This window comes from Paenibacillus sp. J2R1T-4 (assembly GCF_059692235.1).
In genome coordinates this window covers 154,893-170,243 of record NZ_JCAUBA010000009.1, presented here as the reverse complement: position 1 = coordinate 170,243, position 15,351 = coordinate 154,893, and the positions used below count along the sequence as shown (strand labels likewise).

Sequence of the window (15,351 nt, the reverse complement as noted above, 5' to 3'; positions counted from 1 at the left end):
ATGACCATCAAAGTTCTAAGTGGAGTGGATCGTATTAATTCCATGGAAATGCAATTGTTAAATGGGGCTAGATTAGGTTTATTTACAAATCCTACCGGCATTACTTCAAAGTTTGTGAGCACCTTGGATATATGTGCCGGATTGAAAGGTTCAAAACTATCTGTATTATTTGCCCCTGAACATGGAATTCGGGGGGATAAGCAGGCGGGAATCCGCGTTGAAGACGAAACGGATCCGATTTTAAATATCCCTGTCTACAGTCTGTGCGGGCCAAGAAAAAAACCGAACAAAGAGATTTTGGACAACGTCGATATTGTCCTATTTGACATGCAAGACTTGGGAATGCGCTTCTATACCTATATGACGGTCATGCTAAATATGATGGAAGCGTGTGCCGAGCATGGTAAGACATTCGTTGTATTGGACAGACCTAACCCTCTTGGAGGACTTATATGTGAAGGGGGCGTGCTTCAGGATGGATTCCAGTCTTCCGTCGGGGCAAGGCAGATCCCTATTCGAACCGGACTTACCATGGGAGAGTTTGCGAAATATGCAAATGATCAAGCGGAAATCCGATGCGATTTGAGAGTGGTTCCAATGACCGGTTGGCAGAGGTCAATGGAATTTACCGAGACAGGGTTGCCGTGGGTCATCCCATCTCCTAATATCCCTACATTGGATACCGTTCGAGTATATGCGGGAAATTGTTTTTTTGAAGGTACGAATTTATCTGAAGGCCGAGGAACTACTAAGCCGTTCGAAATAATCGGCGCTCCGTGGCTGGACGGTGTCCGCGTATGTCGTGAACTCAATGCGTTGAATTTGCCCGGCGTCTATTTTAATCCGATATACTTTAGTCCGACGTTTTCTAAACAACAGGGTTTAAAGTGCGGCGGCATACAGCTATTTGTGACAGATCGTTCATCTTACCGAGCTGTAGAAACGGCGCTGCATATGCTTCACCATATCCAAAATATGTATCCAGAACATTTTGAATGGATTGCGCCATTTAATGAAGGACGTAAGAATTTCATTGATTATGTAACCGGCAGCGATTTGGTGCGAACTTCCGTTCATGAAAAATCCGGTTTGGAACGCATCATCGAACTATGGAACGGACAGGCTGAAAAATGGAATGAGCAGAGGCAGAGTTATTTCCTGTATGGTCAGGAAGAATCGATATAGATCAGGGGATGAATCATGAAACATCTTAAAGTTATGTCTTACAATATTCATCACGGTAAAGGAATAGACGGTCAACAAGATTTGGAACGGATAGCCCTTGTGATCGAAAATTCCAATACAGATCTTGCTGGAATTCAAGAGGTGGATGTCCATTATTCGGAACGCAGTAAATGGGTAGATCAGGCGGAGTGGCTGTCTAAAAGATTGAATATGTATTATGCGTTTGGTTTAAATAAAGAATTCGATCCTGACGAACCTTCAGGAAAAAGAAAACAATACGGTACGCTGATATTAAGCCGGTTCCCTATTCAAAAATCAATCAATCATCACCTTCCGCAAGTCATGGATCCAACGGTATGGAACGAGACGCGCGGGGTGTTAGAGGTTGATATTGAGGTAGACGGACAGCACATCCGAGTTCTAAATACCCATCTTGGGCTTTCACAGAAAGAACGGTTTGAACAAATCGAATATCTCTTAAGCCTGAGCGATAATCAAAATAGTCCATGTATCATTACTGGCGATTTTAATGCAACACCAGATAGCGAAGAAATGATTCAGGTAAGCAACTCGTACCAGGATGTTTTCTATCGGCCGCCTTTGCCGAATCCCAACACATTTTTGATGCCGTACCCGGTTACCGTTGACGGGTTTGGCTCTAATCCGGAAATACGGCCTTCTGTTTGTATTGATTATATATTCTGTTCATCACATTTTACTGTCCTTCAAACAGAAGTTATTCATTCCCATGCATCGGATCATCTTCCAATTACCGCTTTACTGTCATTTGCATAACTTATGTACACTAAATTATTAAAATGATTGAGTTTGGATTATGAACGTTCTCGATGACTGCTTACCGAGAGCGTTCTTTTCGGTCCAATGTTTTTCTTCAACAAAATAAAAACCTCCTGAATTGTGTATTTACATCATACACAAACTCAGGAAGTCGCAATTAACAATCCAAAACAAACCATACACGTTTCTACCGCCAAATCTTCAACTCAGCACTGCTCCGGAGCGGGCTTGCCTGCATCATCCGCAGTTCGGAAAGAAGTTCCACATCCACATGTAGCAGTAGCATTCGGATTATGCATGGTGAACCCGCCGCCCATTGCCGCTTCCTTGTAATCAATCTCTAAACCGTTCAAATATTTGCTGCTATCTGCATCAACGACTACTTTCAGTCCTTGGATATCAAAAACGTGATCTTCACTACTCTGATCTTGGTCAAAACCCATCCCATAAGTAAATCCGCTGCAGCCACCCGACTTAACGCCAAGACGTAAAAATATATCCGGTGTTTCCTCAGCTTCAAGCAGTTCCTTGATCTTGTCACTCGCTTGTTCCGTAATGGTGATCATAAAGGTTAACCTCCTTCGACTTATATAATGTAAGTATACTCCTATTCTCCGACCTCCTCAAGGGGTTCTGCATATTGCCCCAACCAGGTAACAGGTTTATAATATATAAGTCTGGAGTTCGGGTGAGTAAGTGCAAGCTTTCACAAACTATGAAAGCTGCTCAACAAAAAAAGACTGTTTAGGAAGGGGTACGGGATAATGAATACATTAACGACTAGTTCAGATCCGCGCTTGGATGAGATCGCCGATAAGGTAGAGAGAGGCGAGCGGCTAACGCCGGAGGATGGCCTCTATCTATATGCGTCTGAAGATTTGTTAACTATAGGTCAGCTGGCTAACAAAGTGAATTTGCGCAAAAACGGGCGTAAAGTTTATTTTATTGAGAATATGAGTTTATATTTCACCAATGTGTGTGAAGCGCATTGTGCTTTTTGTCATTTCCGCAGGGATGAGGGACAAGCCGGAGCTTACACACTTACGCCGGAAGAGATCATTGCCTATGTCGGCGAACATTTCCATCCGGATATGAAGGAATTCCATATTACCGGTGGACATAACGATCATGTGACGTTCGATTATTACGTGAATTCCGTTCGTGTGCTTAAGGAGCATTACCCTAATGTCGTTATTAAAGCTTATACAGCGGCTGAAATCGACTTTTTCTCCCGCATCAGTGGATTGTCTTACAGGGAAGTGCTTTCTCGCTTACAAGAAGCTGGGCTGGATACGATGCCTGGAGGCGGAGCCGAAATATTAACCGACCATTACCGTAAAAAAATGAACGTGGATAAAGCTACTACAACGCAATGGCTCGATGTTCATCGTACAGCTCACCAATTAGGGATGAAGACGCATGCCACGATGTTGTATGGAGCGGTCGAAACCAAAGAGGAGCGCATTCAGCATATGGTACAGCTGCGCGAGCTTCAAGACGAGACGAACGGTTTCATGGTTTTTATCCCTAATGCCATGCAGCCAGCCAATACTGGAATGGGTATTAAGCGTCGCACCTCGGCTTTTGATGATTTGAAGACGATAGCGATCAGCCGTCTCATGCTTGATAATTTCCCACACATCAAAGCCTATTTCATTAATTTGGGTACGCAAGTAGCCCAGCTCGCTCTGACATTCGGTGCATCCGATGCACATGGTACTATAGTACAAGAACGGATTAGTCATGCTGCCGGTGCTCTTTCTCCAGAAGGATTAACCAAAGATGAATTGATTCATCTCATTAAAGGGGCTAACCGCATTCCTGTAGAGCGCGATACATTCTATAACGAACTTAAGGTACACGAATAATAACATTAGGCGAACATCGCCATAACCTATACTATGTTCAATGGATGGGTATGATAATACACACAAACATTCCTACTTCCTTGAATCAGGAACTTATGTCACGAAAGGAACACGACCGGCAATGAAGAAATTTGTTATTTTAGGCGGAGGATATGGCGGTCTCACCGTAGCCTTACACTTATTAGAGCATGATATTCCAAAAGATACAGAGATCGTGCTTATGGATCGTATGCCTTATCAAGGGCTGAAGACGGAGTATTATGCACTGGCTGCAGGAACGGTTAGCGAAGCTGAGATACGTGTCGCTTTTCCAGCCGATCCTCGGATTATTCTCAAATATGGAGAAGTGTCGCATGTAGACCTGGACAACAAGCTGATCCATTTAGAAGGACAAGACGCTCAGTCTTATGATTGGCTCGTAATTGCACTTGGCTGTGTGGATAAATTCCACTGTATCGAGGGTGCCGGGCAATATGCGCATAGCATCCAGACCTTGTCTGCTTCCAGAAGAACGTATCAAGCTCTGAATGACCTCAAACCTTATGCTCAGGTATCTGTTGTGGGCGGGGGATTAAGCGGTGTTGAGATTGCTTCAGAATTGCGTGAGAGCCGTCCCGATCTGAACGTGCGTGTGATCGATCGCGGGGCCAGTATACTGTCTTCTTATCCTGAAAAGCTTCAAGCTTACGTGCGCGAATGGTTTATCGAACATGGTGTGGAACTTCGCCCGCACGTATCCCTTCACCGGGTAGAGCCCAATGTCCTCTATAACAAAGAGGAACAAATCTTAACCGATCTAACGGTATGGACAGCGGGCATTCAGCCTAGCCCAGTAGTAGAGAAATTGAATGTTCCCAAGGATAACCAAGGTCGGGTACTGCTGAATGAGTACTACCAGATTCCGGAATATAACGAAGTGTTTGTTGTAGGAGATTGCGCGAGCTTGCCTTTCTCACCTAGTGCTCAAGCAGCTGAAGGTCAGGGCAAACAGGTTGCAGAAATTATGCTCGCCTTGTGGAAAGGTGAAAAGCCTCATCTCAAGCCTATTAAATTGAAAGGCGTGCTGGGGTCGCTTGGCAAAAAAGCCGGATTCGGCATGATGGGAAGCCGTACCATTATGGGCAAGGTGCCTCGGGTACTGAAAAGCGGAGTTTTATGGATGTCCAAGCATCACTTCGGATAAGGATCAGATGACTGGTGAAGCTCGATAAGCAGCCTGATGGGTTACTGCTTATCGTCTTCTATGGTGTCCAAAAAGTCGAAGGCCGATTGCTGCTGCTCGATCTTGGCCATAATAAGCTCATAGAGCTCATCGCTATCCGAAGCCGCCACGATCTCGCCGTTCACTAACGCGTAGGGCTCCATGTAACACTGGCCGCAATTGCCTAAACATCCGTACTCTATAACATCAAGCGTTGGATCTTCCTCCAGTCGCTTCATCGTCACATCACTGCCATTATGCATATTACTTGCACAAAATTCTACAATTGCTCTCATCTTTACAGCTCTCCTCATGCAGGCCATTTAATTTTTCAGTTGTTTGTTATATAATATACCTTAGAAAGGAGATGAATCAATATGACTGAACAAACACGGGACGGCATTTATGATGAAGTTCTTGACGTGTTGGATAAGCTCCGCCCGTTCTTGCAACGTGACGGCGGGGATGTTGAGTTGGTTGAAGTGGAGGACGGTATTGTGAAATTGAAGCTTATGGGTGCATGCGGAAGCTGCCCGAGCTCAACGATCACATTGAAGGCCGGAATCGAACGCGCTCTTGTTGAAGAAGTAGAAGGAATCCATGAGGTTGTCCAAGTATTCTAATTGGACGATCTATGTCAACGCCCTTGCCCGGGTTACCGCGGCAAGGGCGTTTTGTTGTATTTATAAGGATGGGCTCTTCTTGGATACTTCTGTTAGAGTGCGGATAGGATCGAAGCCACCCGATATATCCATAATGTTGCCTGTTAGGAAATCGCTGTTAGGCAAACATAAATAAGTGATGACCCTTGCAACATCTTCACCGCTCCCCTGTCTTACACAAGGTTGTTCTTCATTGATCATACCTTGCACCTGTTCAATGGTCTTCTCCTTGTTCTCGCCGCGTATATCTCCAGGACATATCATGTTCACTGTTATGCCGTGAGCAGCCTGTTCGACTGCTAATGTCTTCGTAAACGATACAAGACCAACCTTTGCAGCAGCATACACGGCCCTATGCGGCCAACCTCTTGCCTCAGCTGCATGACCGAAGCCGAAGTGGATTATTCGTCCCCATCGCTTGCTCTGCATTCCCTTAAGCACGCGATGATCCAGCTCCATCACACCTATCAAGTTGCCGCGCATCAGGTAGTCGATCTCATCACGGCTATACTCATCGAAGTACCGCCGTTCCCTAACGAAAGGGCCCGCATTGTTGACGAGGATATCTACCGTTGATCCCCACTTGTTCTCAATCGCATCAATGAGTCTGTCCGCTTGTACTCGATCTGCGATATCTGCTTGTACAGCGATGGAACGAACTCCTTTGGCGGTAATATGTTCAGCCAACGCTTGCGCTTCCTGCTCACTTCGCACATAGTTAATAGCTACATCACAGCCGAGGTCAGCGAGTGCTAGCGCGGTCATTTTACCCAAGCCTTTGGCGCTCCCGGTTATACACGCAATCTTGCCTTTGAGCAGCATGGCAGCCTCCTAGACATTTACTCCCTTTTTAGGGGCATGGAAATAGTCAAAAGCGGTCTTGAGTGTAAGACAAACCATTTCATATCCAGCACGCAGGTCAGCCAAGCTTAAGGTCAAATCTTCGATGTAGGTCCGATCAATTTTACACATATCGGACTTGCTAAGGTCGTCCAGCATCTCGGCATTTATATGATGAATTTCCATATTGCGTTTGTTACGAAGGTTCGCCATAGGTTCTTTGTATTTTAATTTTAGAGCAAAGAGCTGTTGTTCGAGCTCGCTCTGGATTTTGCGATGATGCATCTGTCGGAGTACCGTGTAATAGGAAAACTTAGCTTTGACTCGCTCGGTTTCCAGCTTGTACAGATCATTCAAGAGATAGCCTAACTTGTCGAGGATGGAGAATAGGCGGATGAACGCATTTTTGTGAAAATAAACTTGGGTATGGTAGCTGCTGAGTTCCTGCTCGTCCATCGCTTCCTCGTATGTATGGTTGACATGCTCCTTGAAACGAGCTGCCCCCCTTACACTCCACTCCAACTCAACAAGCGCAGACAGGAAGCCTCGGCAGGACAGGTCAACTCGAGTATATCGTCCGCATTCCGGTGTATTCTGGTCTATGATCTTCTTGAGGTCGGAGCGGTAAGTATCAATCGCTTGGGAAGCGGCTTGCAGCAAAGCCGTCTCATGCTCGTTCGGCTTTCCTAATATCGGACTTAACACTCCAACAACCTCCTAGGCAAAATATTCTCTCCATCGGGAATCGACTAGCTTGACAATATCTTCTCGCGGCACTAGCTCATCCGGGTAACCCGGCTTCATCCGTGCATCGATTACAAGCGGCAATTCATAGCTGAGATGGTGATGACGCACTTCCGCATCTGCGTAAATATCGGTTGCCGGGTTGAAGCGAGTGAACACCGTCCACAGGAAGCTGCTCTGATGGGCCGCTATCCCTGCATCGTCTGCAACAATGACGACAGGCCACTCCTTTAGCTGTTCCTTCGACTGCTTCAATATTCTTGCCGGCAGTTCAGGATCCTCCGTATACGAAGCACCCGAAACAACCAAGCAACCGCCGCAATACGGCTTGGCAGCCTGAATCCCATTGATCTGCCCCCCTGTATACGATCGGGGGAGAACACGGATCGGATCACCCACACCCGCGAGCACGGCTTTACTGCCGTGATTCAAGTGTAACCCTGTATAGTCTAAAGTATCGTTGGATGTTTTATTAAATATATATAAATCTCTGCGAGGGTCGAACCGCTCCAGTACCGTTTCGAACAGCTCCGTGAAGTTAGCTAGATCTACTGGTTTGTCAGTAAGCATCAGCACTTTGGTGAGGGTCAGTTGGCCTTCTCCGAGGATCCGGAACGCACTTGTTAATGCTTCACGCGAGTAGCTTTCCCTGACCACAGCGGCAGCTAATGCATGGAAGCCGGTTTCGGCGTAGGTCCACAGCGAACGAACTCCAGGCATGGCCATCGGGAATGCCGGCGACAAGAGGCGCTGTAAGAAATCACCGAAGAAGTAGTCTTCCTGCCGCGGCTTCCCGACAATGGTGGCAGGGTAGATCGCGTCCTTGCGGTGCCATACACGGTTCACGTGCAGCACCGGGAAGTCATGCGTCAGCGAGTAGTAGCCGAAGTGATCGCCGAACGGACCTTCCGGTCGGCGTTCATGAGGCGGCACGTAGCCGCTGACGGCGAATTCCGCCTCGGCGACGAGGCGGTGCCCCCCATGCGGATCATCCGCCATGGGAAGCTTCTGCCCGACGATGAGCGAAGCGAGCAGCAGCTCGGGCAGGTGTTCGGGCACCGGCGCAATCGCCGAGGCGATCAGTGCGGGCGGGCCGCCCAGGAACACCGTGACGGGCAGCGCGGCCCCGCGCTTCTCGGCTTCGTGGTAATGGAAGCCGCCGCCCTTATGGATTTGCCAGTGCATCCCTGTAGTCTGGCCATCATAAACCTGCATGCGGTACATGCCAAGGTTATGTTGGCCTCCATCAGGATGCTCCGTGTAGACAAGCGGCAGTGTAACGAAGGGGCCGCCGTCTTCTTGCCAGCAAGTTAGCACAGGCAGCTTGGTCATAGGGTTGTCTGTATCGCACACTTCCATGATCGGGGCTTGCGCTCTTGGAACCGTTTTCGTTCCGACCTTGATCGCATCAAGCAGCAGGTTCCGCTCCCCCCATAGTCCCTTTAGCGTCGGCGGCATCAGCTTCTCCATTGCGCCTACTGCTTGTTTCATAAATTGTTCGGGACGCGGCCCGAATGCAAGATCAATCCTCCGAGGTGTGCCGAATAAATTCGTAGCCACCGGGAACGAGCTGCCCTTCACATTCGTGAATAAAAGAGCAGGTCCCTGCTCCTCGATCACGCGTCTATGAATTTCCGCCAGCTCCAGATAAGGATCTACAGGAGCCGAAATTTCAATTAATTGTTTCTCAGCGCGCAGCATATCAAGATGAGCGCGCAGATTCGTTAAATTCATAGTCTACTTCCTTTCCACATGTACTGGTGCTGCCAATTTTCGTACTCGCACACTCAGATCGCATAAAATCCCGAACAAGCAAGCAATGAGAATAACATGCAGAAGTGCTGCAAATAAATACCATTCCGTGCCCAAAGAGTAAACAATCAAAGCCCCGCTTACAACCTGCAGACTCACTAGCAAAAGAGCCCAACGAGTACTCCGTCGAATAACCGGAATATGGGAGTAAGTACGGCTTGCCCGATAAGCTACATAAGCAATAGCTGCGAACAATAATGCAGCTGCCACTCGATGAAGGAAAGCTATTCCTTGAGCACCTTCCAATTCCGGAATAACTTGTCCGTTACAAAGAGGCCACCCAAGACATCCGCCAGAGGATTCCGTGTGCCGCACAAAGGCACCTACGTAAACAACCATATAGCTATAAACTGCAACCATCCATATCGTATTGCGAAATTTGACGCTTACTTTACTAGCTGGACCGCCCAATTGTCTCTTGCTGTTGCTAATGATGGCTTGTCCGTTCGCATCCCAATAATCTTGACGCCATACCCCAATTACGAGCAACAGGGTTGCGGAGAAAGCCAACAGCGAGATTCCGAAATGCAGCGCAAGCACAGCATCCGATTGCGGGTTCACCACCGTCAGTGCTCCGAGTATCGCCTGAAGTACTGTGAAGAATAACGCCCCCTGTGCAAACAACATCGCTTCCCGATTACGCCGAAGCAGCATAATCGTGTAAATTGCTGTCGCTAACACGATCAGGCCGACTAATCCGCTGACCAATCGGTGACTATATTCGATCATCGATTCTATGGTGTAGGCCGGTATAAATTTACCGTTGCATAACGGCCAGTCATCCCCGCAGCCTCTTCCCGATTCCGTCTTTGTTACAAGCGCTCCCATCAGGAGCACAAGTCCCATTCCAATCGCTGTCGCCAGCGAAAGCCATTTATATTGCTTTTGCATAAATAAGGGCACCCACTTTTCGCTCAATCCATTACTCCTCATTATAGCTTGATTGCTAGGGCAAATCCATTTCTGAAATGTGAACGTTCCCGTACGATAACAAATAGGACTGGCAGTTTACTAATCAGGTCTTTGTCGGTTGCATTCAGTTGGTGCGTTGGAGGCATGGTGATGGGTTACGATTGCTGTTGTACTTGAATTCTTTGATTATATTTTTATGGTGAGAATTAAAGTACAAAGGCAACCACTTCGTTTCTCCACTCCATCCCCATGCCCTTTTTACAAACTACTCAGGATACCTGTACTTCCCCATTGCCTAAAGCATTACAGCAAAGACCGCCTCTTCCCTCCCGGATGGAATAGCAGGAAGTATAGAGGCGGTCAAGTTAAAACAAATTTAGTCAAATGAATCAAGCTTCTTTCTTGGCAACAGCGGCGCTTACAGCGAGAACCTTATCGAAGAATTCCTCGATCTCTTCCCTGGTCTTACGCAGCTTGCTGACGAACCGAATGGTCTCTTCCCCTTGGACGAAACCAATAAAGCTCGGGATACCCAGGACATTGTACTTCTCGCACAGATCTGGCAGCTCATCACGGTCAATATGCACGAAATCGATTTGATCGCCATATTTGCTTTCTACATCAGGCATGAAGGGATCAATATAATGACAATCCTTACACCAGGTCGTTTTGAATACCGCGACTGTTGGCTTAGCTTGGATTATTTTCTCGTTAAACGCTTGCTCGGTTGTAATCCTTTCCATTGCGATACACCTCTTTCTTCATCTATTAGTAAAAACTTCGAAGCATACGAAACCTTTTCCATGTTATAGCATGCCCGGATTAGGCTGTCAATGTCGGTATCCGTTAAGCTTCATTATTAGAAAATGTTGTTGCTGTCCAAAATATAATTTACAATATTAGTAATAAGTGATATCATAAAAGTATCATAATGATGTAAAACAAAAAGGAGCGATGCTATCTATGAAAGAACACAAAGCAACTTACCTGAATGGCTACCTCGGAATTGTAATTATTGTTGCTCTCGCCGGATTGACGGCCCTGATGCTGTCGAAGGAACAGTTCATTGTCGCCGGTGTAGCGGGAGCTATTGCTTTGCTCCTGTTAACGTCGATTACCGTTATTCAGCCCAACCAGGCTAATGTGATTACATTCTTCGGTAAATATCTGGGCACTATTCGTGAAAGCGGGCTATGGATGACTGTTCCTTTCAGCGCAAGACATAAGATGTCCCTAAGAGTGCGTAATTTCAACAGCGTCAAATTGAAAGTGAATGATATTGAGGGTAACCCCATCGAAATTGCGGCTGTTGTTGTATTCAAGGTAGTGGATACCGCCAAGGCTTCGTATGATGTTGAGAACTATGAGCAATTCGTCGAAATTCAGAGCGAAACAGCGCTGCGTCATGTCGCAACCCGATACCCCTACGATAATTTTGAGCAAGAAGGCTACTCCCTTCGCGGCAATGCGGAAGAAGTTGCCGTCGAGTTAGCACAAGAGCTGCAAAGCCGTCTGGCTGTGGCAGGTGTAGAGGTTATGGAAGCGAGATTAACTCACCTTGCTTATTCTACAGAAATTGCCAGTGCCATGCTGCAGCGCCAGCAAGCTTCCGCCATCATTTCTGCCCGGGAAAAGATCGTAGAAGGCGCTGTTGGTATGGTGCAGATGGCTATCGAGAAGTTGGAAAGGGAAAGCGGGCTTAAGCTGGATGAAGAACGAAAAGCATCAATGATCAATAATCTAATGGTTGCCATCGTGTCCGACCGGTCGGCCCAACCGGTTATTAACACCGGCACCTTATACTAACGGCCGGGTCCATATGTCAGGCAATAGCAAGAAGAGCTTTCCACTGCGGATGGATCCTAAGCTGTATGAGATTATCGAGCGCTGGGCCGCCGACGATCTGCGCAGTGTGAACGGACATATCGAATATATACTGAGAGAAGCCGCTTCCAGAGCTGGAAGGCTGCCTGGACCTCGAGTGGCGAATCCGGCTCCTTCCTCGACGAAGGATAATACTGAATAATGAAGAAACAACCAGGTCTCTAACCTGGTTGTTTCTTCGTTGTCTATCATACATTCCAAGATGCATAACAATTAAGCTTATTCGCTTATACTTTGTTCTGCTTATACAAATAATAGCCTTCATATAGTCAGAAACCTGAGAAGGACATTCAATGCATATGAATACAAATGGAACGACTGGGCAGCATCCGCTTAAAGCTTTTCTCAAGCATGTGTCCGCCATGCCAGCAAATGCTATCGATTATCTGAAAGGAAAATCATCCAACCTGCTGCTTTCCGCTCAAATGGCAGAGCGTGCATCCACGATTACCCTGGATACTCATCAAGTTAATCGGATTAGAGAGGCGTTGGTCAGCATTCTTCAGACCGATGTCACCACGCCCCTAAAGGAGCCGTTAACGCCGCTCGAAGAATCTGTAATCCGCAGCATAAAAGCCGACACGGATCGCTGCAATCTTAACAACATCACTCGAACGAAGGCTTACTACGATATGTACCGTAGTTATCCTGAACTTCATTGGGCCCTCTTGGCCCATATGGTATCGCGAAACGGGGGATGGAACATGACCGATCTTCAGGGAGAATTTCTCCCCCGGCTTCTATCCGCCACTCATAGGGAGGAGATATTTCAGCTGTTGGAGCGAGCTAATGCCCTTATTTTTCAAGATGCATACCCCCAATTGAAGCTGTATGAAGCGAGCCTTACGCAGGACGTTAATTTGTTCCACCTGTTACCGCATTTCCATGTCTCCGCTTTTATGAAGCCAGTGTGGGACTCCTTCTGGAAGGATCGCTGCTCTGAGCTATTGACAGTAGCTCTGATCATCAACGAACAGCATTATATTGAAGGAAGGGTTATTGAGCGAGAGCCCTATAACTCCATGCTCGATTCGATTCTGTTCCCGGTGCAAGCTGCGCTCCAAATGAATGCAATCGTGTTTCCTTTCCGTTCCTCACCTGCATCTTCATCAGGCAATCGTCTGGCCGGCCTAGTAATGGAAACCTTCTCCGATCTTGACGAGCGGATTGGGATTGGCAAAAAGCTTTACTGCATCCTTTTCTCCGTCCCTGATATATTTGAAGGTGCCCTAGCATTTTCCTCGGCGGCTGCTCATACTGGCTCCAGAGCTGATTATTGGCCTCATTTGTTCCATATTGAAAGGTCTGATGCTGCCGCCCGCCAACCTACCCTATTTACTGAAAAGCTCGAGGGCAGCAAACGGTTAGAGGATGCCGACCGATTATATAGTCCGAGCTTAATTGATGTCTGGCCAAACCAACCCGTTGTGCCGCCTGATCGCTACGATTGGCTCACCGATCTAACGCCGCTCTCGTACTTCAGCGATCCATCTCTACCGCTGGCATTCGAAATTACTAATGAGTATGGGTTTATTCTGGGCAAGTTGGAAACGGCTGTTATGTCGGAGCAACTATTGGAAACTTAAATAGAATAAGGACCATCCGTTCATGTCAACGGACAGTCCTTATTTGTTGCGATCATTAGCCTTCTTGCCGGTCTCTTTCACTGCTTGGTTGCTTGCGCAAACGGCGATATATTTTTTGCAGCGGTCTCGGGAAACTGCTCATTTCTGCATCCGTAACGGTGCGTGTCACGAATAGTAAGATCCCATACACTAAGCAAGCCAAACCACCAACCAAAATGGCATTGCCCATATCATTCAACCTGGTTGCGAATGGCTGCATCCAGCGTATAGTAATGAGCTCGAGCCCCACTCCTGCTGCGGCAGAGAATAGCACGGCGACGAAGACACCGCCCCATTTGCGGCCTAGAATGACATAGTCCACCTGGCGTCGAAGCACATACAAATTCAGTTGCGTCATAACAATGAAACAAAGCGCTGTTGCTGCAATGATGCCATAAATCCCTATCCATGGTGCCAGCAAAAAACTGGCCACCAACTTAATGACAATTCCTACGATCACATGAAGGATCAGGGCCTTCATCTTCCCCATCCCCATAAGGATAGCGCCGGATGTCTGCATGACGATCTGAAACATCGCACTCATCGTTAACAGAATGATAATGGACGTCCCTTCATGGTTACCGAACAGGAACCCGTTCAATGGCCTCGCTGCTACACAGATCGCGAGCACCATCGGTATCCCGGTCAAGACGGATAAGTAGAGCGCTTTGGATGCTTGCTGTCGTACCAGCTCCATATCTTTGCGTGCGAACGCAGCTGATACTACAGGAACTGCAGATTGACTCAGAGCGATGGCCAAGATGATCGGAATCCCGGCAAGCGATTGGGCTCGTCCGCCCAGAATTCCAAGTGCTTCCTTGGCCGCTTCGAAGCTTAGATCCGGCTGCAACAGGCCAATCGTAATCGAAGAATCGATCAAATAAATGAGGGGTACCGTCGTAGAGAACAATACGATGGGAACCGAAACCCGGAACAACCGGCGATAAATGGCGGAATAAGGTGTAACTGGCGCCGGCCTTGCGTTTCCTGTCTGCCCTGTACGGATATCTTCACGTCTCAGCTTCAGAGCATAATAAGCCATAATGGCTACTGCCCCGATACTTCCCATAACTCCCCCGAAGGACGCTCCAGCAATTGCTTTGACACTACCATAGTCGAACGTCAGCAGGAAATAGGTTAGTCCAATTGCAGTGATAAGCCTCAGAATCTGCTCCACGATCTGTGACAGCCCATTCGGCAGCATCCTTTGCCTGCCCTGGAAGTACCCGCGCATGATAGCGATAAGCGGGAATAGGAGCAGTGCGGGAGCGAGTGCTCGAATCGACAACACCGCGTCAGCGTCTCCGCTAATCTTGTTGGCGTAATAGGGAGCGAACATATAGAGCAGCAGTGTCATTACAATACCTGCTCCTAATGCGAACATGCCCGCTGCACGATATATACGGTTCGCTTCCGCATGCTGGCCTAGTGCAGTCTGCTCGGAAACCAGCTTGCTAAGCGCGCTCGGAATACCTGCTGTTGCGATCACAAGGAGGAAGCTATATATATTGAAAGCAATAGAATATGTAGCCATACCTGAGTCGTCCAATAGATGGACAAGCGGAATACGCTGCACCGCACCGAGTACACGCGCAATTAGCGCTGCCAGTGCAAGAATAATCGTCCCTTTCACTAATGAATCCTTAGACAATGAAGTACCTTCTCCCTATATTTTCATGACTTCCATTATACTAGGTTTCCTAGAATGGGGCTACCGAATCAAACCTTACATTACAATTGACGTATTAGTCCTATTCATAGTACGATTGACCACATGCTAATTATATGTAAATTCATACACATATAGCTTGTGAAACATG

16 protein-coding genes are annotated in these 15,351 nt (G+C 47.4%); 8 read left to right on the top strand and 8 right to left on the bottom strand.

What is annotated here, in order from left to right; translation table 11 throughout:
- Positions 1 to 1,185, top strand: coding sequence for an exo-beta-N-acetylmuramidase NamZ family protein (locus AC58QD_RS16915; RefSeq protein WP_497335291.1), 1,185 nt, complete (start codon positions 1 to 3; stop codon positions 1,183 to 1,185).
- Positions 1,186 to 1,200: 15 nt separating this feature from the next.
- Positions 1,201 to 1,980, top strand: a complete 780-nt coding sequence (locus AC58QD_RS16910; RefSeq protein WP_497335289.1) for an endonuclease/exonuclease/phosphatase family protein — start codon at positions 1,201 to 1,203, stop codon at positions 1,978 to 1,980.
- Positions 1,981 to 2,189: 209 nt separating this feature from the next.
- Here the strand turns inward: AC58QD_RS16910 and AC58QD_RS16905 are convergent, their stop codons facing one another.
- Positions 2,190 to 2,549, bottom strand: coding sequence for a HesB/IscA family protein (locus AC58QD_RS16905; protein ID WP_497335287.1), 360 nt, complete (start codon positions 2,547 to 2,549; stop codon positions 2,190 to 2,192).
- 198 nt (positions 2,550 to 2,747) lie between these two features.
- Between AC58QD_RS16905 and mqnE the strand changes: the two genes are divergently transcribed.
- The gene (gene mqnE / locus AC58QD_RS16900) at positions 2,748 to 3,851 is read left to right on the top strand and encodes an aminofutalosine synthase MqnE (protein ID WP_497335285.1); all 1,104 of its coding nucleotides are present in this window, start codon (positions 2,748 to 2,750) and stop codon (positions 3,849 to 3,851) included.
- Positions 3,852 to 3,972: 121 nt separating this feature from the next.
- The gene (locus AC58QD_RS16895) at positions 3,973 to 5,034 is read left to right on the top strand and encodes an NAD(P)/FAD-dependent oxidoreductase (protein WP_497335283.1); all 1,062 of its coding nucleotides are present in this window, start codon (positions 3,973 to 3,975) and stop codon (positions 5,032 to 5,034) included.
- A 41-nt stretch (positions 5,035 to 5,075) separates the two neighbouring features.
- On the opposite strand, the gene AC58QD_RS16890 is transcribed toward AC58QD_RS16895, so the two are convergent.
- Positions 5,076 to 5,348, bottom strand: a complete 273-nt coding sequence (locus AC58QD_RS16890; protein WP_497335281.1) for a YuzB family protein — start codon at positions 5,346 to 5,348, stop codon at positions 5,076 to 5,078.
- A gap of 81 nt (positions 5,349 to 5,429) precedes the next feature.
- Here AC58QD_RS16890 and AC58QD_RS16885 point away from each other — a divergent pair, with 81 nt between their 5' ends.
- Positions 5,430 to 5,675 carry a NifU family protein gene (locus tag AC58QD_RS16885; protein ID WP_497335279.1) on the top strand — a complete coding sequence of 82 codons (246 nt, stop codon included), beginning with the start codon at positions 5,430 to 5,432 and terminating at the stop codon, positions 5,673 to 5,675.
- 60 nt (positions 5,676 to 5,735) lie between these two features.
- Here AC58QD_RS16885 and AC58QD_RS16880 read toward each other — a convergent pair whose 3' ends face one another.
- The 5 genes from AC58QD_RS16880 to AC58QD_RS16860 form a co-directional block, all read right to left on the bottom strand.
- A complete protein-coding gene (locus AC58QD_RS16880) occupies positions 5,736 to 6,536 on the bottom strand; it encodes an SDR family oxidoreductase (RefSeq protein ID WP_497335277.1) in 801 nt (266 codons plus the stop codon).
- Between the two features lie 9 nt (positions 6,537 to 6,545).
- Positions 6,546 to 7,259, bottom strand: a complete 714-nt coding sequence (locus AC58QD_RS16875) for a Cthe_2314 family HEPN domain-containing protein (RefSeq protein WP_497335275.1) — start codon at positions 7,257 to 7,259, stop codon at positions 6,546 to 6,548.
- Positions 7,260 to 7,271: 12 nt separating this feature from the next.
- Positions 7,272 to 9,032 carry a UbiD family decarboxylase gene (locus AC58QD_RS16870; protein ID WP_497335273.1) on the bottom strand — a complete coding sequence of 587 codons (1,761 nt, stop codon included), beginning with the start codon at positions 9,030 to 9,032 and terminating at the stop codon, positions 7,272 to 7,274.
- A 3-nt stretch (positions 9,033 to 9,035) separates the two neighbouring features.
- Entirely contained in the window at positions 9,036 to 10,028 is a 993-nt protein-coding gene (locus tag AC58QD_RS16865) for a COX15/CtaA family protein (RefSeq protein ID WP_497335271.1), read from the bottom strand.
- 383 nt (positions 10,029 to 10,411) lie between these two features.
- Positions 10,412 to 10,765, bottom strand: a complete 354-nt coding sequence (locus AC58QD_RS16860) for a thioredoxin family protein (RefSeq protein ID WP_497335269.1) — start codon at positions 10,763 to 10,765, stop codon at positions 10,412 to 10,414.
- A gap of 220 nt (positions 10,766 to 10,985) precedes the next feature.
- Between AC58QD_RS16860 and AC58QD_RS16855 the strand changes: the two genes are divergently transcribed.
- The 3 genes from AC58QD_RS16855 to AC58QD_RS16845 all read left to right on the top strand — a co-directional run bounded on the left by AC58QD_RS16855 (position 10,986) and on the right by AC58QD_RS16845 (position 13,492).
- Positions 10,986 to 11,828, top strand: a complete 843-nt coding sequence (locus tag AC58QD_RS16855) for an SPFH domain-containing protein (protein ID WP_497335267.1) — start codon at positions 10,986 to 10,988, stop codon at positions 11,826 to 11,828.
- A 13-nt stretch (positions 11,829 to 11,841) separates the two neighbouring features.
- Positions 11,842 to 12,048: a type II toxin-antitoxin system antitoxin gene (locus AC58QD_RS16850; RefSeq protein WP_497335265.1), complete on the top strand. Its 207-nt coding sequence runs from the start codon at positions 11,842 to 11,844 to the stop codon at positions 12,046 to 12,048.
- Between the two features lie 151 nt (positions 12,049 to 12,199).
- Positions 12,200 to 13,492: a DUF2515 family protein gene (locus tag AC58QD_RS16845; RefSeq protein ID WP_497335263.1), complete on the top strand. Its 1,293-nt coding sequence runs from the start codon at positions 12,200 to 12,202 to the stop codon at positions 13,490 to 13,492.
- 55 nt (positions 13,493 to 13,547) lie between these two features.
- On the opposite strand, the gene AC58QD_RS16840 is transcribed toward AC58QD_RS16845, so the two are convergent.
- A complete protein-coding gene (locus AC58QD_RS16840) occupies positions 13,548 to 15,182 on the bottom strand; it encodes a putative polysaccharide biosynthesis protein (protein ID WP_497335261.1) in 1,635 nt (544 codons plus the stop codon).
- Between the last annotated feature and the right edge of the window lie 169 nt (positions 15,183 to 15,351).